The sequence below is a fragment of the Aeromonas sp. FDAARGOS 1418 genome, from assembly GCF_019048585.1.
GTDB lineage: Bacteria > Pseudomonadota > Gammaproteobacteria > Enterobacterales > Aeromonadaceae > Aeromonas > Aeromonas caviae.
Genome location: NZ_CP077387.1, coordinates 254,287 through 275,245, shown reverse-complemented (window position 1 = coordinate 275,245; position 20,959 = coordinate 254,287). Strand labels below are relative to the sequence as shown.

Below are 20,959 nucleotides of genomic sequence, written 5' to 3'. Positions count from 1 at the left end.
CCACTCCATGGAGATGTTTTTGCAACATTTTCTGGGCCGGAGAGCACCACAACCGGACTTGGTTCTTAAAAATAGAAAAAAATGGCTGAAAATGACGATCATTTCTGCCCATGCTGGAAGGTTATGCATAAAATGTGAGTTTCGTGCATGGAGCTATGAACTTTTTGTAAGTATTTAGGTCTAAAAGCCAGATATTCGGTTTTCATAATAAAAACTCATAAAAACAGACCCACAACCACCACCCTTAGATCTAATAACAGGATAGCGGATGAAACGTCTCCGTCCCTTGGTAGCCCAGGCTGCCAATTGGGAACCCCCGGTTCCCCGCAAGCATTTCTATGCCATGCTATTGCTCACGGCCATGACGCTGTCAGCGGTAGCCGTATTGCCAGCTCCAGGTGACATCCTGGAGCGGCCACTGCGTCTGGAGTTGCCGATCGCCACCACGGGCACAGCAACCAACGAAGACAACACCGACTTCAACGACATCCCGGATCACGAGCTGGTCGAGTCAGCCGCTCCCGAAGACGACATCCCGGCCGATGCCACGCCTCAATGGCAGGATTACCGGGTGCGCAACGGCGAGAATCTGACCGCCATCTTCAACAACCTGGGGCTGTCCACCACCACCCTCTACAAGGTGCTGGATGCGGATGCCAAGAACAACCTGGCGCGCCTCAAACCCGGTCAGACCATCGAGTTGCTGATCGATCAGGACAACATTCTGCAGCAGCTGAAGATCCGCCTGAACATCAAGCAGACCCTGGTGCTGGAGCGTACCGACGACACCTATAGCGCCAACATGCTCAATGAAGAGGTAGAGTGGCAGCAGAAGAGCTATGACGGTGTCATCAACGGCAGCTTCTACGTCAGCGCCCGCAATGCCGGTATCCCGGCCAACCACATCCAGAAGATTGCCAACCTGTTCCAGTGGCGCCTCAACTTCGCCAAGGATTTGAAAAAAGGTGACAAGTTCAAGGTGCTGGTCCGTCAGGAGACGGTCGACGGCAAGAGTACGGGCAATACCCAGTTGCTGGGGGTCGAGGTGTTCAGCCAGGGCAAGGCCGTGTCAGCCTGGTTGTCGGAAGATGGCAACTATTATGACGGTCAGGCAAACAGCCTGGAGCGCGGTTTCCGCCGTTATCCGACTCACAGCCGTTACCGGGTCAGCTCCAGTTTCAACCCGAATCGCCGTCATCCCATTACCGGGCAGGTCCGGCCCCATGAGGGGACCGACTTTGCCTTGCCGGTAGGCACGCCCATCATGGCGACCGGTGATGGTGTGGTCCTCAAGGCAACCAGCCACCCGCTGGCAGGCACCTATGTCGTGATCAAGCACGGCCGTACCCTGATGACCCGTTACCTGCACCTGAGCAAGCTGCTGGTGAAACCCGGGCAGAAGGTGAAAATGGGCGACAAGATAGCCCTCTCCGGCAATACGGGCCGTTCCACCGGTGCTCACCTGCACTACGAAGTACGCATCAACAACCGGCCGGTGGATCCCATGAAGATCAAGCTGCCGATGGCGGAGCCGCTCTCCGGCAAGGACAAGCGTCAGTTCCTCGCCAAGGTGAAGAGCTACCGCAAAGAGATGGAGGCGGGCTGAACGGCTCCCTCCTGACGAAAAAGGCCCCGCCAACTGGCGGGGCCTTTTCATTGCAGAACGGCTTCAATAACCCTTGTCAAAGTCGATCCGGCCGTCCAGCTGCTGACCGTCGATGAAGCGGATGTAGTTGCGGATGAAGATCTGGGCCACATCTTCCGGGAAGCTGTAGGCGCTGTTGTGGGGCGTCACGATGAGATTGGGCTGGTGCCAGAGCGGGCTGTCAGCGGGCAGGGGTTCCTGCTCGAACACATCGAGCACCGCCATGGCGGGTTTGCCGGCTTGCAGTGCCGCCAGCAGCTCCCCCTCATGGACGGCATTGCCCCTGCCGACGTTGAAGAAGATGGCGCCCGGTTTGCAGTGGCTGAAGCGTTCGGCGGTGAAGAGATGGCGTGTCTCGCGGGTGGCGGGCAGCACGCTGACGATGACATCGGCTTGGGCCAGCATCTTGTTGAGTGCTGGCAACTGGTACACCTGATCGAACCCGGCACGTTCACGGCCACTGTGGCTGATGCCGAGCACCCTCATGCCAAAATGTTTGCCGGTGTGGGCGATATGCTGCCCGATGCTACCGGTGCCGAGCAGCAGCAGCGTCTTTCCCTTCAAGCCCTGATAGGGATGGCTCTGCCAGACGCCCTGTTGCTGCTGCTCGCGATAGAGTGGCAACTGGCGGGTCAGGCTGAGCAGATGACCGAACACATACTCGCTCATCAAGGGGCCGAAGATGCCGCGGACATTGGTGAGCAGGTAGTCGCGGCGGCAACTGGCGTCCAGCAGCACATCGACCCCGGCATAAGTCGACTGGAGCCAGCTGAGCTTGCCGGCCTTGGCCAGCAGCGGCTTGGCCCGGGCAGGCTCGGCCATCAGGATATGAGCGTCACCGATAAGCTGTTCGGCCTCGGCCTGATTGTCGGCCCGAAGAATGTGCAGATGGGGAAGATGGGCCGCCTTGAGCAGGCGTTCATAGTGGCTGTTGTCCTGACTCAACAGCAGCAGGGTACGTTGGCTCATACTCTTGTTCCTTATCGTGTTTATGGCAAGGCGAGAGGGATGCTGTCTCCATCTTACCCCAGTTGATCGGGCAAGATAGTCGAGCAGGGCGCTTTTTCATTTTTAGACGGGGCCCTCGTGGGCTACAATCTGCCCCACATTTTGCAAAGGATCCGACTCCAGTGTTTGGTGACAAGTTTTATAAGCGACTGGCCGAGCTGCAGCCCTGGCAGCAAACCGTCTATACCCTGGCGCTGGCAGAGCGCATGTACCCCAACTATGTGCTCTTTACCCAGGCCTCCGGTTTCGGGGATGCGAGGGCATTCCGTCACGCGCTGGATCAGATGTGGAACTACCTGACGGTCAAGGGATCCCGCGTCAATCTTGGTGCCATTCTGGAAGCGTTTGAAGTCTACATTCCCGATCCCCGCAAGTTTGAATCCTACGGCGCCTATCCGGCACTGGACGCCTGCGTGGCGCTGGGTTGTGCCTACAACTCGGTGATCTGCCGGGTGGGGGAAGAGGCCAACGACGCCAGCCATGCGTCTGTCGGCACGGTCGCCGGCTTCATCGAGATGCTGGAAGAGCGGGATCTCAGCGATGATGAGCTCTATGAGCACGAGTACATGGAGGCGGAGCTGGAGTTCCAGGTCGAACTGCTCAAACGGGTGGCCCATGAACGGGACAGCGATCGCATCCTTGCCATCCGCGCCTTCGCGGCCCAGGACGGCGTCTCCAACATCGGCATCAGCCTGGAGGCGTAATGCCATCGCGTACTGCCCATAGAAAAAGCTCCCGGTCGGGAGTTTTTTTTATCTCTGAGCGTTCATTTTTTGGTGTGTGAGAAAGCATTTATGCATTTTTTTCAAATGGTTAACTTTTTTTCTCCTGATTCTTAGGGGCCATTCGTTGCTGTTGTAAGCTCGCTTCTATTGGTTGCACTTGACAGAGAATCACCGACGAGAACATCTCCATTACTGAGGTCATCTATGAATGCAACAGAGCTTTGGCAGCTTTCCCCCGAGCAATTCAACGAGTGGCGGCGTGAGAACGATTATCCCCGTATCTGGGCGCTGCTGGTGGCGTCGCTGCCCCATTTCGACGACTGGATGGCGGAGCAGAAGATAGAAAAAAGCGTGATCTTCCAGATCGGCATCGCCCGCTTCATCAGCTCCCGCTGCGTGCTGAGCCTTTGTGTCTACATGAGCGACGACAAGGTCCGCCTGTATGAGAGCGCCTCGAGTGCACTGGAATCCCTGCGCAAGAGCGGCCTCATCCGCTCGGAGACCCGTTTCGAGCCTTACAGCATGTGGCTGGCGGGAAAACATGGCAATGACGAGGTGAAACGGGTGCAAAGCCTGCTTTCGGTCTCGGAGAACAACAAGGGGGAGGCCCAGGTGCTGGGCAAGCATCGTCTGCTCAACATCGGCGGTGTTACCCTCAAAAGCCCCATCATCTCCGGCCGGTTGCTCGATTTTACCTGTCTCGACGAGCTCTCTCTCGATGGGGCCGTCAACAACTCCAAGGTTTATCTGTGGCACTGCTCGGCCAAGGGGGTCAGGGTCAATGGCGGGGTGATCGGGCTCGATCTGTTCGACTCCCTGCTGTGGGACCACAGGGCCTGGGCCAAGAAGCGGGAGCTGGCGCTGGAGGACGGGGTCTTTCAGGACTTCACCATAGAGTGCGAGGAGATCCGCTTCCACTCCTCCCGGGCGGTGCTGAAAAACTTCAGCGTCAGCGCCAAGAACTTCGATGCCACCATGGAGCACACCAACCTGGACAAGGTGGAGGTGGTCTACAACGACAATGGGCGGATCGACCACAACGAGGCGAGCAAACTCTATCGCAATGCCAAGCGTCTCTTCTCCAGCGTGGGTGACACCGTCGACGCCGGCGAGTGCTACTACAAGGAGAAGCTGCACGAGATGAAGTCCCTGGCGAGCCCGCGGGAGCTGTTCCGGGAGCGCTGGTTGCGCAGCGGTCCGATGACGAAGTGCTGGCTCTCCCTGTTGTGCTATCTCAAGTGCGCGGGCAAGTTCATCAGCTTCATCACCTGGGGGTTTGGGGAGCGTCCCATCAGAAGCTTGCTGATGTCGATGGGGGTGATCCTGCTGGCGACCCTGACCTATTTCCTGGCGCCGGAGTCTGCAACCCACGGCCATCTGGGGCGCTCTCTCTATTTCAGCATCGTCACCTTCGTGACCCTGGGTTATGGGGACATCTCCCAGACCTCCTCGCCGCTGCAACTGCTGTCGGCCATCGAAGCCTTCTGCGGCATGTTCCTGACCGGTCTCTTCCTCGCGGGTTTTGCCTCGAAAACCAAGCAGTATTGACGGGAGCGCCGGCGGCGGGTGCCATCAGTGCCCGCTTCCGGTGCCCTCCTGCTGTCTTCCCATCCCTCCCGGCTGTCCCGGCGACCTTGCTTGACGCAGCGGCGGTGGAGCGACTTTATTTAAAGTCATCGCATGCCATGGCAAGCGATGGCGCCACCAGCGCCCGGACATGACGCAATCAGAGGAGAAAGCCCGGTATCGATCCGCCAACCACCGATGTAGAGAAGGAATAACGCTATGATATTGAATCACTTATGGGGATTGTATGCCCATCCCCACACCGAATGGCATACCATAGACGAGCGGCACGACAGCTTCAGAAACAGTCTGACCCACATCCTGCTCGTGGCCCTTATCCCTCCCATCTGCGCCTACTATTCCGCCGTTCACATCGGCTGGAGCATCGGGGTCGGCGATCCCATCACCCTGACCGCCAACAGCGCATTCAAGCTGTCGGTCGCCATGTACGTGACCCTTATCATCGGCGTGCTGGCACTCTCCTATCTGGTGCACTGGATGGGGCATACCTTCGGCTCGGATCCCAGCTACACGACCTCGCTGGAGCTGGCGGCCTACACCTCCACGCCACTCTTCATGGTGGGCTTCTCCGCTTTCTTCCCGCATCTCTGGTTCGTGATGCTCATCGGTCTGGTCGGGCTGACCTATTCCGTCTACCTGCTCTATATCGGCGTGCCCATCCTGATGCACATCACCAAGGAGCAGGGATTCATCTACGCCAGCTCAGTGGTGACGGTCGGCTTGGTGCTGCTGGTCTGCGTGCTGGCTGCCACGGCCATCCTGTGGGGATCCGGCTTCGGTCCCGTCTTCACCCAGTAGCCGTGCGTGCCGACGGCAACGACGACAAGGGCGCCTTGATGGCGCCCTTGTCGTTGATCTCTCGCCTGGTCGGCGTGTCTTTGCCAGACCCGGGAGGGACGTCGTCTGCGTTGATCAGCGGGGATTGCCGCTGCCGATACCGAACGGGATGCGGTAATCGCTGCTCTGATCGCCGAGGCTGACGGTCAGGTTGCCCTGGGCGCGGCTCGGGATCTGTACCTGCTGGGTACCCATCAGGTTGGCGTGGACGGAGGCCACCAGATCACCGGATTCATCGCGCACCTCCAGCATGGGGTTGGCCTTGCCGGCCATGGCGGCGCTGGCATGCCAGTTCACGAACAGCACACCCGGGGTGGCGTTGAAGTCGGCGGGGACGGAAGCCTGGGCAACACCGGCACTCATCAGGCCTGCAACGGCCAGCATCTTGATCACGTTTTTCATGTTCATTCACTCTCTTGGTTTTTATGTCATTGGCAAGGCCTGACAGGCCTGCATCAATGCATCCTTGCAAGAGGTCATTCAAATGGTGTGTTGTTTTGTCACGGATGTTTGTCGCCCATATGGATGGGGGACTGCCATGAACGACCAGTTGTTTTGCGGCTTGGCGCTCCTGCCTAAGCGATGTGTGAATATTAAGCGCCTCACCCGGCCATTGTTAGCGAGATAAACTGGCCTACACGTTCAAAAAATATGAATGATGTTTTGTGGGGAGGAAGCAGGCCGGTTGGAGGGGCTTCACCCTTCAGGAGAGAGGTGCATGTCCCAGACCTGACACCGGATTGTCACATCCGGTGCGTACTGTGCGGCTTCATTTTCACACTGGTTCAAGGATGACTATGTTTCGCGTCTCTTCCCTTGCCGCCTGCGTGGCGGCCACCCTGCTGAGCGGCTGCCATTCGGGCAATGACTCCTCCTCGCCCGCCGTCGGCGGCTATCAATACAGCACCAAGGCGGTCTATGCCGCCCGTCAGGCAATGAACAGCTATGAGGTGGCCCCTGAAGGCTTTAGTCCCGTCTTCACTGAACTGGTGGCACGCCATGGCTCCCGCTCGCTGTCCAGCCCCAAATACGACGTGCTGACCAAGCTGGTGTGGGAGGAGGCCGCGAGACAGGGGGCCTTGACCGAGCTGGGCCAACGGCTCGGCGCCAAGGTGGACGCCGTCACGGCCGCCAACCAGACCCTCGGCTATGGCCTGCTGAGTGCGCTCGGCAAGGAGGAGCACGCCAACCTGGCGACCCGGCTCGCCGAACGGCTGCCCACCCTGCTGACCACTGAATCGACTCCCCTCTGCCTCAAGGTCGAGACATCGGGCAAGGATCGCGCCAACGAAAGCGCCTACTTCTTCATGCAGAGCCTGGCCAAACGGGTCTCTCTGGTGACGGACAGCCCCGACTGTTACGTCAGCCAGGAGAACCCTTCCGAGATCGACAAGGGGCTGCGCAACAAGTTCGAGCTCTACTTCCACAAGACCGAGCCGCAGGGGGAGTACACCCGGTATCTGCCCACCTTCCAGGCCTATCAGGCCTTTGTCGGGGACGAAGACAACGGGGTGGCTCCCGCTCCCGAGCTGACCGAGGCCCTCGATGCGCTCAAGGCCCTGCCCAGGACCCGGGTGATGGCTCGCGAGATGCTCGAGCGTCTCTACAGCAAGGCCTTCGTCGACGAGCTGGCCGCCGGGGTGGATTATGTGGCGGTGAACCCGGAAGACGGCGGCAAGACCCATGTGCGCGACGAGGTGGACGCCGCCCTCATGCTCTACAACCTCTTCATCATCGGCCCGGGGATGATCCGGGAGGCGCAGGCACAAGGCGGGTCCTGGGATCTCGAGCAGTTCATCACGCCAGAGGAGTCTGCCTGGTTCTCCTACCTTTCCGATGCCGAGGACTTCTACGAGAAGGGGCCGAGTCTTGCCAGCCAGAGCGCCACCTACGCCGTGGCCCAGCCCCTGCTTGACGGCCTCTTCAACGAGGTACAGACCCAGGTGGTGGAAGAGGCTGGTGAGCATGTCGCCAAGCTGCGCTTCGCCCATGCGGAGACCCTGATCCCGCTGGCGGCCCTGATGGAGCTGGAAGGGAGTCGTCAGAGCGCCCAGCCTGGCGTGCTGATGAGCCAGGAAAACAACGAATGGCGTGGCGGCTGGGTCTCTCCCTATGCGGCCAACATCCAGTGGGATGTCTACCGCAACGAGGCCGGCCGGGTGCTGGTGAAGATGCTTTACAACGAGAAGGAGCTCGCCTTCAAGGCAGGTTGTGCCCCTATTGCGGTGGGCAGCTTCTTCTATGACTTCGGCGAGCTCAAACGCTGTTACGACTACTCGTCCTGACGCTCTCGTGCCATCCCCGGGGCCGGTCATCGCCGGCCCCGTTTTTTTTGGTTCAGGCGGAGCCGACTTGTCGACGACCCGCCTGCCAGGTGGTGCCCATGGAGGCGGCGATGATGGCAGCTATCCCGAACCACTGGGACGGAGGCAACTGCTCCCCCAGCAGCATCAGCCCCATCAGGGCGCCCATGGCCGGTTCACCGCTGGTGAGAATGCCGTAGCTCTTGAGGGGAAGGCGGCGCAGGGCAAACATCTCGAGAGAGTAGGGGATGGCGCTCGAGAGCAGCCCCACCCCGATGATGGTGAGGATCACGGGGACGGTGAATGACGCCTCGATCGCACCCTCCAGCCCGAAGGGCAATTCCAGCAGGGTGCCCACCCACATGCCCAGCGCCGGAGCCTGTGCGCCCAGCAAGGCTCCTGCCCGCTTGCCGGTGAGCATATAGAGCCCCCAGAAGAGGCCAGCCCCGAGAGCCAACGCTGCACCCAGGGGATCGATGGCCTGCTGTGTTGCCCGCAGGGGCAAGAGCAGCAGCAGCCCGGCGATGGCCAGTATCAGCCAGATGAAGTCTGCTCGGTGGCGTGAGGAGAGCAGGGCCACCGTCAGGGGGCCGATGAACTCGATGGCCAGGGCTACGCCGAGGGGAATGCGTGCGATGGCCAGATAGAAGAGCAGGTTCATGGCCCCAAGCGACAGGCCGTAGGGGATGGCGCCCAGCAGGATGCGTCGGTCGAGGGGGACACGCCAGATGCGAAACACCAGGGAGAGAAGGAGGGCGGCGCACCCCAGCCGGAACAGGGTCGTACCTGCGGCTCCCAGCAGGGGAAACAGGGATTTGGCCAGGGAGGCGCCGAGGGTGATCGACAACATGGCGAGCAGGACGGCCAGAAGAGAGGAGAGGGCATTGGGATTGGGTTGCATGGTGTTCATACCGAGCAGGACGATGGGCAGTAAAATATATCTGGAGACTTGGGTAAAACCGGTCTAATACTGGCCTTGTGCGATAATTTTTATCTAATGAACCCCATGACCGACAAATTTGATCTGCTCATCCTCGCCGAGCTGCAACAGGATGCCCGTCTGCCCACGCCGGAGCTGGCCCACAGGGTCGGTCTTTCCGCCCCTGCCTGCTACCGCCGCGTCCGCGCCTTGCGGGAGTCCGGTCTCATCGAGCGGGAAGTGGCGCTGGTGGCACCGTCCACCATGGGCTGGCCCATCACCATGCTGGTGCTGGTGACCCTGGAGCGGGATCATGGCCGCATCGTCGATGAGATGATCGCCAGCCTGCAGCGGGAACCCGAGGTGATGGATCTCTGGTATGTGACGGGGGAGCAGGACTTCGTGCTGCAAGTGGCCGCCAGGGACATGCAAAGTTACGAGCAGTTCACCCGTCGGGTGCTCCATGCCAGGGATCAGGTACGCAGTTTCAAGACTCTGGTGGTCATGGGACAGCACAAGCGTTGCGGCGCCTTGCTGCCCGGGTAAAGAGGGGGCTACGCCGAAGCCTTGCCGGCATTGCGGGAGCGCCGTCAGGGAAAGGAACAGGGGCAGGTACGGCCTGCCCCTTCTGTGTCAGCCAGGTTCCCCGGGCGCCAGCTCCTCTGCCGTCATGGGGCGCAAGACCCGGCAGGGATTGCCGACCGCCACCACGCCTGCCGGAATGTCTCTGGTGACAACGGACCCCGCCCCGATGACGCTGTTGTCCCCTATGGTGACGCCCGGGCAGATGACGACGCTGCCCCCAATCCAGACGTTGTTGCCGATGCGCACCGGCTTGCCGAACTCCACCCCCTTGATGCGAGGCGCTACCGCCACCGGGTGGGTAGCGGTGTAGATCTGCACTCCGGGGGCCAGCAGCACGTTGTCGCCTATGTGTACCTCGCACACATCCAGGATGGTGCAGTTGAAATTGGCGTAGAAATTCTCGCCGACAAAGATGTTGGCGCCATAGTCGCAGAAGAAGGGGGGCGTGATGAAACAGCGTTCTGCGCGGCCACCCAGCAGGCGGGTGAGGCGCTCATCCCAGCCAGGGGCATCGGTTCGCTCCCGGTTCAGTTCTCCCAGCAGGGCGCGGCACTGCTCCCGCGCAGCCCGCAGTTCGGGGTCCCCTGCATCATAGGGCGCTCCCGCCACCATCTTCTGCCACTCGGGGCCACGCACGGCGGGCCGCTGCACTGTTGTTGCGTCAGTCATCATTGCTCCATCAGCCAGATCAGGGATTCGTAAGGGCGCAGCTTGCAGGATTGCGGGCGGGCCGGGCTATCCGGGTAGTTGCCAAGCAGCAGTCGCCCCTCCCCGCTTTGCAGCTCGGCAGGCAAGGCAAACTCCACCGGCTCGCCGTAGAAGTTGCTCACCACCAGCAGGGTCTGACCGTGGGCGCGGCGGGCATAAGCCCAGATCTGCGGGTGCCCGGTCAGCAGCTCCTGATAATCCCCCTGAGTGAAGATGGGGTGCGCCTTGCGAAGGGCGATGAGATCCCGATAGTGCCAGAACACCGAGTGCTGGTCGGCGAGCGCCGCCTCGGCGTTGATCTCGGGGTAGTTGGCGGCTGGCTTGAGCCAGGGCGTCCCGCTGGTGAAACCGGCGTTGGCGGCGGCACTCCACTGCATCGGGGTGCGCGAGTTATCGCGGGACTTGGCGTCGAGAATGGCGAGGATCTCGGCCTCGCTCATCCCTTCCGCCTGCTTGATGGCGAAGATGTTGCGGCTCTCCACATCCTGATAGTCGTCGATGTGCTGATAGCCGGGGTTGGTCATGCCGATCTCCTCCCCCTGATAGATGTAGGGGGTGCCTTGCAGGCCGTGCAGCGTGCTGGCCAGCATTTTGGCGGCGACCACCCTATGCTCGTCCTCATCGCCGAAACGGGAGACGATGCGCGGCTGATCGTGGTTGCACCAGAAGAGCGCCGACCACCCCTTGCCATGCATACCGCTCTGCCAGTGGTTGAAGATGCGCTTGAGTTCGAGGAAATCGAACGGGGCCTTGGTCCACTTGTCGCCGCCCGGGTAATCCACCTTGAGGTGATGAAAGTTGAACACCATGGAGAGCTCGGAACCATCCAGCGCGCCATAGCGCTGGCAGTGTTCCAGGCTGGTGGAAGACATCTCGCCCACCGTCATGGCCCCCACGGGGGCGAAGACGTCGCGGCTCACATCCTGCAAAAATTCGTGGATGCGCGGCCCGTCGGTGTAGAAGCGGCGGCCATCCCCCACCTCGTCGTCAGGGAATGCCTGATCCTTGGAGATGAGATTGATGACGTCGAGGCGGAAACCATCGACCCCTTTCTTCGCCCAGAAATGGATGATCTTCTTCACCTCGGCGCGCACGGCCGGGTTCTCCCAGTTGAGATCCGCCTGCTCGCGGGCAAAGAGGTGCAGGTAGTACTGGCCGGTGGCCGGGTCCAGCTCCCAGGCGCTGCCGCCAAACTTGGATTGCCAGTTGTTGGGCACGCCGCCGTCCACCGGATCTTTCCAGATGTAGTAGTCGCGATAGGGGCTGTTCTTGTCCCCCAGCGCCGACTTGAACCAGGCGTGCTCGGTGGAGGTGTGGTTGACCACGATATCCATCACGATGCGGATGCCGCGCGCATGGGCGGCGGCCAGGAGCGCTTCGAAATCGCTCATGGTGCCGTAGGCGGGATCTATGTTGAGGTAATCGGCGATGTCGTAGCCGTTGTCCACCTGGGGGGAGACGTAGACCGGGGTCAGCCAGAGGGCATCGACCCCCAGCGTCTTGAGGTAGTCGAGGCGGGCCATGATCCCCTTGAGATCACCGGTGCCACGGGCGCCGGAATCCTGAAAGCTTTTGGGGTAGATCTGGTAAATCACGGCGCTTTGCCACCAGGGTGTCTGTGTCATGGTTGGTTCGCTCATAGGTTGAAACCGGATTAGTTGGAACAGGGCAACGATAAAAGGCGGAGCCAGGGCTCCGCCGAGGTTGTGTGGATCAGGCCGTGGCCAGATCCAGCTTGCCGGCAGCCTGCTGGCGCTTGTAGACCAGCAGGGTCAGCAAGGCGGGGACCACGATGGCCACCAGCATGGCGATGGCGTAGATGCCCCAGTATTGCGGCTGGATGGAGAGGATGCCCGGCAGGCCGCCCACCCCGATGCCGTTGGCCATCACCCCGGCGAAGCCGCAGATGAGAGCCGCACAGCTTGAACCCACCATGGCGCACAGCATGGGGAACTTGTACTTGAGGTTGATGCCGTACATGGCCGGCTCGGTCACCCCGAGATAGGCGGAGATGGCGGCCGGGACCGAGATCTCCCGCTCGTTCTCCTTGCGGCTGATCAGGATGATGCCGACGACCGCAGACGCCTGGGCGATGTTGGAGAGGGCGATCAGCGGCCAGATGGGGGTGCCGCCCATGCTCTGCATCAGTTGCAGGTCCACCGCGTTGGTGGTGTGGTGGATGCCGGTGATGACCAGGGGCGCATAGAGGAAGCCGAACAGGGCGGCGCCGATGGGGGCAAACGAACCCGTCATGGCCGCCTTGGCGGCAAAGCCGACGCCGTCACCAATCCAGCGGCCGAACGGACCGATCAGGGCGTGGGCCACGATCACTGCCAGCAGCAGGGAGATGAAGGGCACAATCACCAGGTAGAGATAGGCCGGGATGATGCGCTTGAGGCTGGTTTCCACCCAGGCGAGGAAGACACCCGCCAGCAGGGCCGGAATGACCTGGGCCTGATACCCTACCTTCTGGATGACGAAGAGGCCGAAGTCCCACACTTCCGGGGTCTGCTGGCCGATGCCATAGGCGTTCATCAGTTGCGGCGACACCAGCGTGATACCCAGCACGATGCCGAGGATCTCGGAGCCGCCCATCTTCTTCACCGCAGACCAGCAGACACCCACCGGCAGGAAGTGGAAGATGGCTTCACCCAGAAGCCAGAGGAAGGCGTGCACCTGGGCCCAGAACTGGCTGATCTCGGTGAGGGTGTGGGTGCCGTCGTCGAACATCTTGATGTCGCCGATGACGTTGCGAAAGCCCAGGATCAGACCACCGGTGATGATGGCGGGCAGCAGGGGGACGAAGATCTCCGCCAGGTGGGAGATGCCGCGCTCCAACGGGTTCATGTTGTGGCGGGCGGCCTGCTTGGCGGCCTCCTTGCTGCCGCCGCTCACGCCGATCTCCTGGGTGAGCGCCTTGTACCACTGATCCACCTCGTTGCCGATCACCACCTGGAACTGGCCGCCCTGGGTGAAGCTCCCCTTCACCGAAGGAATGGTCTCGATGGCCTTGGGATCGGCCTTGGCCGGATCGGCCAGCACGAACCTGAGCCGGGTCAGGCAGTGGCTGACAGTGGTGATGTTCTCTTTGCCGCCGATCCGCTCGATCAGCTGCGCCAGATGCTGTGTGTTGACTTTTGACATGAGCCTTCCCTCTGTGACTCCATGAATAATGGTCGTGTCTTTACCGGCTGGCCAAGGACCGCCCGTTTATTGGTATCGTTCCCAATCAGCATGAAGCCAGTGGCTGGCATCGGCAATGGGAACGTTCCCAATTCGTGGCGCTGGTCACAAAAAGCGCAAAACGCCGGGAATGGAGGAAAAGATAGACTACAGGGGCTGACAGGGGGCGATGGTCGCTCTGGGGGGTTGCCCCTCTTCAATCTGGTCGAGCAGCTGTCTGGCGGCCAGGATGCCGGCGTCCTTGTAGCCGAAATCCAGGCTGAGGGTGTTGGCAAAGAGGAAAGTCAGCATGGGATTGCTGCCAAGGCCGCTCACCAGGATGTCGGTGCGACCCTGCTCCTGCAGGTATTTGGCGGCGCCGATGGCCAGGGTGTCGCTGGCGCAGACCATGGCCTGGGTGGTGGGGGTGAGCAGCTCGGCCGCGAGCCGATAGCCGCTTTGCAGACCGAGATCCCCGAGGGCGCTGCGGGGCGTGCGCCCCTGTTCCCGACAGTAGTCGAGGTAAGCCTGATGCCGACGCAGCCCAGTGGTGAGATCGCTGCGTTCCACCCCGAGATAGGCGACCTCGGTCAGGCCACGCTCCCCGAGGTGGGCGAGCACGGCGCGCACCGCCCCGTCATCGTCGAAGCAGACCGACGAGAAGCCGGGGCGCTCGCGGGCCATCAGCACCAGTTTCTCCCTGAGCGGCGCCATGGCGGCATAGTCCAGATCGTTGAAGGCAAACAGGATGATGCCGTCCACCCCGCGCCGCTCCAGCACCGCCAGGTGCTCGCTCACCTTGGCGGGGGAGAACTTGCTCTCCATCAGCACGGCGTCGTAGCCACGCTGGTAGAGGGTCTCCAGCATGCCGCGCACCGCCTGGTTCTCGGAGCTGGAGTCGAGGCGCGACACCACGATGCCGACCACCTGCTGGCTCTGGCTGCGCATGGCCCGCGCCGATTTGCTCGGGACGAAACCGTGCTGGGCGATCACCGATTCGACCCTGGTCCTGGTCTGGGCATTGACCTTGGGATCCTGATTGAGCACCCGGGAGACGGTCGACTTGCCGACCCCGCTGAGGCGAGCGATATCGAGGATGGTCAGTTTCTTTTCCATGGGGGATCCGTGACAGGGGAGGGCGACAACCGGGATGCAGACATTGTTGTGATTAACTCCTGTGAATACAAGCCCATGGCGTTAGAATGCCCTTTCCCAGGCGACTTTCTTCGCCGTTGCACAGGACGCGCATCATGGATCTGTTGGCAAGTCTGCACTTCTCTCTCTCCATCACGGGCCCCATCTGTCTGGTGCTGGTACTCGGCATCTGGCTCAAGCGGCTGGGTCTCTTGCCCGACAGTTTCGTCGAGTCCGCCTCCCGTCTGGTGTTCCAGGTCACCCTGCCAGCTCTCTTGTTTCTAAGCATGGTGCGCACCGATTTTTCCACCATGCCGAGCCCCTGGCTCATCCTCTACGGCCTGCTCGGCACCCTCGCCGGTTTCCTGGTGCTGGAGGTGCTGGCGGCCCGTTTCATCAGCGAGCAGAAATTGCGGGGCATCTTCGTGCAGGGCAGCTTTCGCGGCAACATGGGGATCATGGGGCTGGCCTATGTGCAAAACGCCTACGGCCCGGAAGGGATAGGGGCCGCCGCCCTGCTGGTGGGCTCCATCACAGTGCTCTACAACATCCTCGCGGTGATCACTCTGACCCGCAGCCTGGGGGGCGGAAAGGGGCTCACACCCATACTCAAGGGGATCGTCAAAAACCCCCTCATCATCGCCATTCTGGCGGCCCTGCCGTTCGGTCTGCTCGGCATCGAACTGCCCCAGCTGGTCATCAGCACGGGCAACTATTTCGCCAACATGACCCTGCCGCTGGCCCTGCTGTGCACCGGCGCCAGCCTCAACCTCAAGGCCCTGCGCGGCGGCGCCATGCTGACCGGCTGGGCCACGGTCAACCGGTTGTGCTGCATCCCCGTGCTGCTGGTGCTGGGGGCCTGGGCGCTCGGCTTCAGCCCGCAGGCCCTCGGCATCCTGTTTCTCATCAGCTCTACCCCCACCGCCGCAGCCAGCTATGTGATGACACGTGCCATGGGGGGTGACAGCGCCCTGGCGGCCAACATCATCGCCACCACCACCCTGGGCTCGCTCGTCACCACCAGCCTGGGGGCCGCCCTGATGAACTACCTGGGACTGATGGGGTGATGGGGCGCCGCCATGATGCACGACCCGGGGTTGACGGGATCGGCATTCGCCCTTGACCTTGCCGGAGGCGGCAGCTTTAGGCTGATGTCACATCGACAGAGGAGAGAGCCCATGACCATCGAACTCACCGTTACCGGCATGTCCTGCGGCGGTTGCGCTGCCAGCCTGCAAAAGGCCTTGCTGGCCCAGCCAGCAGTCCGCACCGCCACGGTCGACTTTGCCAGCCGCAAGGCAGCCATCGAGAGCGAGCTGAGCAAAGCCGAGTTGATCGCCCTGATCGAGGCGAGAGGCTTTCAGGTAGAGTGAATTATCACTTAATTGGTATAAATCAGACTAATATTCTGTTTACTTCTTTTTATTGGTGAGAGTGATCACTTAAATCCCGTTTAAAAAGAATAAAAATGCTGCAATTCCCTCATCCAAAAGGATTGCAGCATGACCCTTCCCATTCGCAAGACCCTGATCGCCGCCGTACTCGGCCTGACCCTCTCCCCCATGGCCATGGCGCTGCCCAGCGTGCACATTCTGGCCACCGGCGGCACCATCGCCGGGGCGGGCCAGTCTGCCACACAGTCCAACTACGAGGCCGGCAAGGTGGCCATCGAGACGCTGATCGCCGCCGTGCCCGAGATGAAAAACGTGGCCGACGTGCAGGGTGAGCAGGTGGTCAAGATCGGCTCCCAGGACATGAACGACGAGGTGTGGCTCACGCTCGCCAAGCGGGTCAACGCGCTGCTGGCCAGGGATGACGTGGACGGCATCGTCATCACCCATGGCACCGACACCATGGAGGAGACCGCCTACTTCCTCAATCTGACCGTCAAGAGCGACAAGCCGGTGGTGCTGGTGGGCGCCATGCGCCCCTCCACCGCCATGAGCGCCGACGGCCCCATGAACCTCTACAACGCCGTGGTGACTGCCTCCGACCCCGCCTCAAAGGGACGTGGCGTCATGGTGGCGATGAACGACACCGTGCTGGATGCCCGCGACGTCACCAAGACAAACACCACAGGAGTGCAGACCTTCGCCTCCCCCAACTTCGGCCCGCTCGGCTACATCCACAACGGCAAGATCGACTACCAGCGCAGCCCGGCCCGTCTGCATACCAGCAAGACCCCGTTCGACGTGAGCAAGCTCGACAAGCTGCCCCAGGTCGGCATCGTCTACAGCTACGCCAACGCCTCGGACCTGCCGGCCAAGGCCCTGGTGGATGCCAAGTTTGACGGCATCGTCAGCGCCGGGGTGGGCAACGGCAACCTCTACCACACCCTGTTCGACACCCTGGCCAAGGCGAGCAAGGACGGCATTCGCGTGGTGCGCTCCGCCCGCGTGCCGACCGGCTCCACCACCCTGGATGCGGAGATCGATGATGCCAAGTACGGCTTCGTCGCCGCCGAGACCCTCAACCCGCAGAAAGCGCGGGTGCTGCTGATGCTCGCCCTGACCCAGAGCAAGGATCCGGCCCAGATCCAGCGCTGGTTCCAGCAGTTCTAAGACCTCGGATCGGTCTGATTGACACTACCCCGTGAGATGAAGGGCAGGATGGGATCCTGCCCTTTCTTGTTGCGCCAGAGGCAGATGCCGGCCCTCAGCTCATCATCAGCCAGCCGCAGAAACTCAGGTAAACCAGTCCCACCAGGGCGAGCCTGCCCGCCGTCATCCGCTCCCGACTGAATCCCCTCCACAGCAGCGCGACCGCCAGCAGAGTGACCAGGGAGGAGGCCATCATGGTGCTATCCAGCAGCCAGGGGGTGAACAGCAGGCAGAACGCCTTGGGAATGGTGCCCTGGATCATCATGGCGCCGGAGATATTGGCCAGTGCCAGCCAGTGTTTGCCCTGCCGCACCCAGATGAGCACGTTCATCAGCTCGGGCATTTCGGTGGCCACCGGGCTCAGCAACAGGGCGGCCACTACCGGCGAGAGGCCGAACAGCTCGCCCATGTTCTCCAGCTGGTGAACGAACAGCTGGGCCGCCAGCGCCACCACGCCGAGCGCCACCAGGGTTTGCAGCAGCACCTTGCCGAGCGCCGGGATCCTGGCGTGCGGATCCAGCTTGAGGGGGGAGGGCAATTCCGCATCGTGGCTGTCGGTCTGTTTCAGCTCACGTAGCACATAGAGGAGGTACATCAGCACGAACAGGGGGGCCAGCCAGGTTTTACCGGTGAAGGCCACCATGCCAAGCAGCACGGCCAACAGGAAGATGCCGGCAAACCAGGCCTGATCGCGGCCTATCTCCCGCTGCACCTCGCCATTGATGGCTCTGTGCTCCCGGCTCATGCACAGCAGCAGGGTCACGCCGACGGCAGCATAGCCTATGGTAGCCAGCACCAGCGGGCCGCCGAGGGCCGCACCTATGCCTATCTGCTGCTGGGCGGGGGCATCCCCCATCAGCAGCGCGGTCAGGGTGACGATGCATTCGGGCAGGGCCGTGCCGAGGGCAGCCAGCAGAGAACCGGTGGCGCTTTGGGACAGTTTGAAATGATGGCCGGTCCATTCGATGCCGTTGACGAAGTATTCGCAGGCCAGATAGATGGTGACGGCAGAGATCAGAAATAACAGCAGGGTGATCAGCATGATGAGTAACCGCCAGGCGAGCAGAACAACCGATGGACCCGATACGGCTCGCCCGGCTGGCGTGCATATCGAGGCCAAAGGTCTTGCAGGACGATAGGTGCTATCGCCGCCCATGCCATGGATCTGTGGATCCAAGAGTGTTGACATGGGCCCTGCCCGGATTTCGGGCGGGTTGCTACTCCCCAGTGACAGTGCGGGCTTTTTACCAAGTGGCTCGGTGAGGCGCAAGGCCAACAGGGGATGATCCGCGCGACAAGTTGTAAAAGGATGTGACAACCCCTCGACTCTCCCGTCCGGGATCCTGATCTTTTTACGAGGATCCTTGTGCTGGCACAGCGATTGCTACGAGTTGGCTACTGTCCACATTGACTTGGGAAGGGTGAACGATGAAACGGTGGATCCAACATTTTTACCAGCTTAATCGCCTCAACTGGCTGATGGTCTGGCTGCTGCTCTGCTGCAGCATCATCCTGCTGTTTCCGGCCGGATTGATGAAAGGTGCCGTGAGCCAGTGGGCCACGGCTCATGCGGCCTGGCTTGGGGTCGGCATGTTGATCGCCATCTCCTATTTCTGCAGTCAGGGCTTCCTGATCGCCTGGGAGTGGGCCTGTGACGAGTGGCAGTCCCGCCGCCAGCAGGATCAACTGGCCCAGATGATTGGCTTCCTCGACTTCAACGAGAAGGCGGTGCTGCGGGAGTTCGTACTGCAACGGAAAAGCGTCATAAACCTGCCGATCACCGAACCCGCCGTCAAAAACCTGATGGATGCCGGCGTGCTCACCTACGCCTACGGCAAGCCGGCGCGAGAGAAGGAGGACGAGAACCAGATCCGCGCCCTGATGATCGCCCTGCCGGCGCGCCCTCTGCTGACCTACAAGGTTCTGGGACTGTCGCGGGGCAAGATGAGCGACGAGCAGGTGGAGCAGATCATGAATGCCAGGCCCAAATTCGCGCAGAAAAGCCTCCAGCGCTGACCTTCTCCCCCCATGAAAGAAAAGAGCCGGACATCTGTTCCGGCTCTTTGCTGTCTGGCGTTGCTTATTCGGTTCTGGCCTTGAGGTAGCCGGCGTAGTCGGGCACCTGGACGCTGAATGCCTGCTGCATGTGCGGGCTGTCCATGATGAAGTCCGCCGTCGCCTCGTTGGTGGCGACCGGGATGTTCCAGACGGCCGCGAGGCGCAGCAGGGCCTTGACGTCAGGATCGTGGGCGGCGGGATTGAGGGGATCCCAGAAGAAGATCATCACGTCTATCTTCCCTTCGGCGATGAGGGCGCCGAGCTGCTGATCCCCGCCCATAGGGCCGGAGAAGAGGCAGGTAATGGGCAGCTGTGCCTTCTTGCCGAGCAGGGTACCCGTGGTGCCGGTCGCATAGAGATGGTGGAGCTTGAGCTCCTCCTTGCGGCGCAGCACCCAGTTCAGCAGAGGGGCTTTCATGTTGTCGTGAGCCACCAGGGCAACCCGTTTGTGGGGCGCCATCTCGCGTGCAATCAGTTCCATGGAGGTCATCCGTAGCAAAATGATGGGAATGGGGTCGTATCCTAATCGAAAGCGGCGCCTGCCGCTGCCCCATGCATCGTAACTGTGATCCCGGAGGCGGTTCAATCCGGCGCCTGCCATCCTGACAGCCTCTGGCCTGCCTTGTCAGCAACCAGGTTGGCTACCGTATCGTTGGGCAAGATCTCTGCCGCTGGTGCCATGAAAAAAACCGCCTGGGCGGGTTGGGATTGTCTCTTGATGTCATCGCGATTCAGGATGACTCGGCATGGAGCTGGGATTGCTGGTAGTTTTCCAGACCGATGCGGGCGATGAGATCGAGCTGGGTTTCCAGCCAGTCCACATGCTCCTCTTCATCTTCCAGGATCTCCTGAAACAGGTCGCGGCTGACGTAGTCCTGCACAGACTCGGCATAGGTGATGGCGACTTTCAGGTCGGGGATGGCGTCCATCTCCAGAGACAAGTCACAGCGCAGCATCTCTTCCACCGTCTCACCGATGCGCAGCTTGCCCAGATCCTGCAAGTTGGGCAGCCCTTCCAGAAACAGCACCCGCTTGACCAGCTCGTCGGCATGTTTCATCTCATCGATGGATTCGTGATACTCCTTGTGCCCCAGCCCCTTGAGGCCCCAGTCATCATAGATGCGGGCATGCAGGAAGTATTGGTTGATGGCAACCAGCTCATTGGCCAGCACCTTGTTGAGGTGGGCAATGATTTTGGGATCTCCTTTCATCGACATTACTCCTCGTTTTCGAGCCTAGGCAACGATCACTAGAGCTTAGTCCAGAAACATGACCATAACGTGATGGGGGAAAGTCGTCCCCTGGAGGGCAGAAGGAGAGATGAAGACGAGAAGTCGGCGGTTTTACGCCACTTTGTAATAGAGCGGTTCCTGCTCTGACCCCATCTTGTCGATTTCGGTAGCGATGATCTCCATCGCCATGCGCACACATTTACCACATTGGGCACCGACTTCCAGCGACTGTTTCAACTGTCTGAATTCAGTCTTGCCTGCCTGTACCGCCTTGCGGATCTGGTTATCTGTGATGCCGCGGCACAAACACACGTACATAATCTGGACCTCATGCTGGAATGAGATGAAATCTAAATGAGAATGGTTCGTAGTGCAAAGAACGAATGGTAATAAGATCCCGTGCTTGCCAGTGATTCCACCCTTGGGGAGAATGCCTTTATCAGAGAGGATGCGAAC

The 20,959-nt window shown here is 61.0% G+C and carries 21 protein-coding genes and 1 riboswitch; of the genes, 10 read left to right on the top strand and 11 right to left on the bottom strand.

Features of this window, described 5'->3' with window-relative positions; translation table 11 throughout:
• The first annotated feature begins 268 nt into the window (after positions 1-268).
• Positions 269-1,606, top strand: a complete 1,338-nt coding sequence (gene mepM, locus I6L48_RS01370) for a murein DD-endopeptidase MepM (RefSeq protein ID WP_113069035.1) — start codon at positions 269-271, stop codon at positions 1,604-1,606.
• A gap of 63 nt (positions 1,607-1,669) precedes the next feature.
• On the opposite strand, the gene I6L48_RS01365 is transcribed toward mepM, so the two are convergent.
• Complete coding sequence (locus tag I6L48_RS01365) at positions 1,670-2,614, bottom strand: D-2-hydroxyacid dehydrogenase (protein ID WP_113069034.1); 945 nt, start codon at positions 2,612-2,614, stop codon at positions 1,670-1,672.
• A 161-nt stretch (positions 2,615-2,775) separates the two neighbouring features.
• Here I6L48_RS01365 and I6L48_RS01360 point away from each other — a divergent pair, with 161 nt between their 5' ends.
• The 3 genes from I6L48_RS01360 (at position 2,776) to I6L48_RS01350 (ending at position 5,763) form a co-directional block, all read left to right on the top strand.
• On the top strand, positions 2,776-3,357 hold the full coding sequence (locus tag I6L48_RS01360) for a YjaG family protein (RefSeq protein WP_010672811.1): 582 nt from the start codon (positions 2,776-2,778) through the stop codon (positions 3,355-3,357).
• A gap of 225 nt (positions 3,358-3,582) precedes the next feature.
• The gene (locus I6L48_RS01355; protein ID WP_043152903.1) at positions 3,583-4,926 is read left to right on the top strand and encodes a potassium channel family protein; all 1,344 of its coding nucleotides are present in this window, start codon (positions 3,583-3,585) and stop codon (positions 4,924-4,926) included.
• A 237-nt stretch (positions 4,927-5,163) separates the two neighbouring features.
• Positions 5,164-5,763 carry a Yip1 family protein gene (locus tag I6L48_RS01350; RefSeq protein WP_029314835.1) on the top strand — a complete coding sequence of 200 codons (600 nt, stop codon included), beginning with the start codon at positions 5,164-5,166 and terminating at the stop codon, positions 5,761-5,763.
• A 114-nt stretch (positions 5,764-5,877) separates the two neighbouring features.
• Here I6L48_RS01350 and I6L48_RS01345 read toward each other — a convergent pair whose 3' ends face one another.
• Positions 5,878-6,210 (bottom strand): hypothetical protein, encoded by a 333-nt coding sequence (locus I6L48_RS01345; protein ID WP_039039727.1) that lies wholly within the window; start codon positions 6,208-6,210, stop codon positions 5,878-5,880.
• Between the two features lie 383 nt (positions 6,211-6,593).
• Between I6L48_RS01345 and I6L48_RS01340 the strand changes: the two genes are divergently transcribed.
• Positions 6,594-8,087: a histidine-type phosphatase gene (locus I6L48_RS01340; protein ID WP_113069033.1), complete on the top strand. Its 1,494-nt coding sequence runs from the start codon at positions 6,594-6,596 to the stop codon at positions 8,085-8,087.
• A gap of 52 nt (positions 8,088-8,139) precedes the next feature.
• Here the strand turns inward: I6L48_RS01340 and I6L48_RS01335 are convergent, their stop codons facing one another.
• Positions 8,140-9,015 (bottom strand): DMT family transporter, encoded by an 876-nt coding sequence (locus tag I6L48_RS01335; RefSeq protein WP_216987695.1) that lies wholly within the window; start codon positions 9,013-9,015, stop codon positions 8,140-8,142.
• Positions 9,016-9,111: 96 nt separating this feature from the next.
• Between I6L48_RS01335 and I6L48_RS01330 the strand changes: the two genes are divergently transcribed.
• On the top strand, positions 9,112-9,570 hold the full coding sequence (locus tag I6L48_RS01330) for an Lrp/AsnC family transcriptional regulator (protein ID WP_039039724.1): 459 nt from the start codon (positions 9,112-9,114) through the stop codon (positions 9,568-9,570).
• Positions 9,571-9,657: 87 nt separating this feature from the next.
• On the opposite strand, the gene I6L48_RS01325 is transcribed toward I6L48_RS01330, so the two are convergent.
• The 4 genes from I6L48_RS01325 to treR all read right to left on the bottom strand — a co-directional run bounded on the left by I6L48_RS01325 (position 9,658) and on the right by treR (position 14,595).
• On the bottom strand, positions 9,658-10,278 hold the full coding sequence (locus I6L48_RS01325; protein ID WP_029314833.1) for a sugar O-acetyltransferase: 621 nt from the start codon (positions 10,276-10,278) through the stop codon (positions 9,658-9,660).
• Positions 10,278-11,942, bottom strand: a complete 1,665-nt coding sequence (gene treC / locus I6L48_RS01320) for an alpha,alpha-phosphotrehalase (RefSeq protein WP_216987694.1) — start codon at positions 11,940-11,942, stop codon at positions 10,278-10,280. Before treC ends, I6L48_RS01325 begins: the two co-directional genes overlap by 1 nt.
• An 88-nt stretch (positions 11,943-12,030) precedes the next feature.
• Positions 12,031-13,461, bottom strand: a complete 1,431-nt coding sequence (treB, locus tag I6L48_RS01315; protein WP_039039721.1) for a PTS trehalose transporter subunit IIBC — start codon at positions 13,459-13,461, stop codon at positions 12,031-12,033.
• 186 nt (positions 13,462-13,647) lie between these two features.
• Entirely contained in the window at positions 13,648-14,595 is a 948-nt protein-coding gene (treR, locus tag I6L48_RS01310) for a trehalose operon repressor TreR (RefSeq protein WP_113069030.1), read from the bottom strand.
• A 134-nt stretch (positions 14,596-14,729) separates the two neighbouring features.
• Between treR and I6L48_RS01305 the strand changes: the two genes are divergently transcribed.
• The 3 genes from I6L48_RS01305 (at position 14,730) to ansB (ending at position 17,174) form a co-directional block, all read left to right on the top strand.
• Entirely contained in the window at positions 14,730-15,680 is a 951-nt protein-coding gene (locus I6L48_RS01305; RefSeq protein WP_103243772.1) for an AEC family transporter, read from the top strand.
• 111 nt (positions 15,681-15,791) lie between these two features.
• Positions 15,792-15,986, top strand: coding sequence for a heavy-metal-associated domain-containing protein (locus I6L48_RS01300; protein ID WP_113069029.1), 195 nt, complete (start codon positions 15,792-15,794; stop codon positions 15,984-15,986).
• A gap of 129 nt (positions 15,987-16,115) precedes the next feature.
• Entirely contained in the window at positions 16,116-17,174 is a 1,059-nt protein-coding gene (gene ansB, locus I6L48_RS01295; RefSeq protein WP_010675782.1) for an L-asparaginase 2, read from the top strand.
• Between the two features lie 94 nt (positions 17,175-17,268).
• On the opposite strand, the gene I6L48_RS01290 is transcribed toward ansB, so the two are convergent.
• Positions 17,269-18,255, bottom strand: coding sequence for a sodium:calcium antiporter (locus I6L48_RS01290; RefSeq protein WP_162726117.1), 987 nt, complete (start codon positions 18,253-18,255; stop codon positions 17,269-17,271).
• Positions 18,256-18,344: 89 nt separating this feature from the next.
• Positions 18,345-18,451, bottom strand: a riboswitch (yybP-ykoY riboswitch).
• Between the two features lie 190 nt (positions 18,452-18,641).
• Between I6L48_RS01290 and I6L48_RS01285 the strand changes: the two genes are divergently transcribed.
• Positions 18,642-19,229: a superinfection exclusion B family protein gene (locus tag I6L48_RS01285; RefSeq protein ID WP_041213974.1), complete on the top strand. Its 588-nt coding sequence runs from the start codon at positions 18,642-18,644 to the stop codon at positions 19,227-19,229.
• A 64-nt stretch (positions 19,230-19,293) separates the two neighbouring features.
• On the opposite strand, the gene I6L48_RS01280 is transcribed toward I6L48_RS01285, so the two are convergent.
• From I6L48_RS01280 to I6L48_RS01270, 3 genes are all read right to left on the bottom strand, one after another.
• Positions 19,294-19,752, bottom strand: coding sequence for a methylglyoxal synthase (locus I6L48_RS01280; RefSeq protein ID WP_041211864.1), 459 nt, complete (start codon positions 19,750-19,752; stop codon positions 19,294-19,296).
• 250 nt (positions 19,753-20,002) lie between these two features.
• Positions 20,003-20,482, bottom strand: a complete 480-nt coding sequence (gene bfr / locus I6L48_RS01275) for a bacterioferritin (RefSeq protein ID WP_010675778.1) — start codon at positions 20,480-20,482, stop codon at positions 20,003-20,005.
• Between the two features lie 132 nt (positions 20,483-20,614).
• Positions 20,615-20,821 (bottom strand): bacterioferritin-associated ferredoxin, encoded by a 207-nt coding sequence (locus I6L48_RS01270; protein ID WP_162726116.1) that lies wholly within the window; start codon positions 20,819-20,821, stop codon positions 20,615-20,617.
• Between the last annotated feature and the right edge of the window lie 138 nt (positions 20,822-20,959).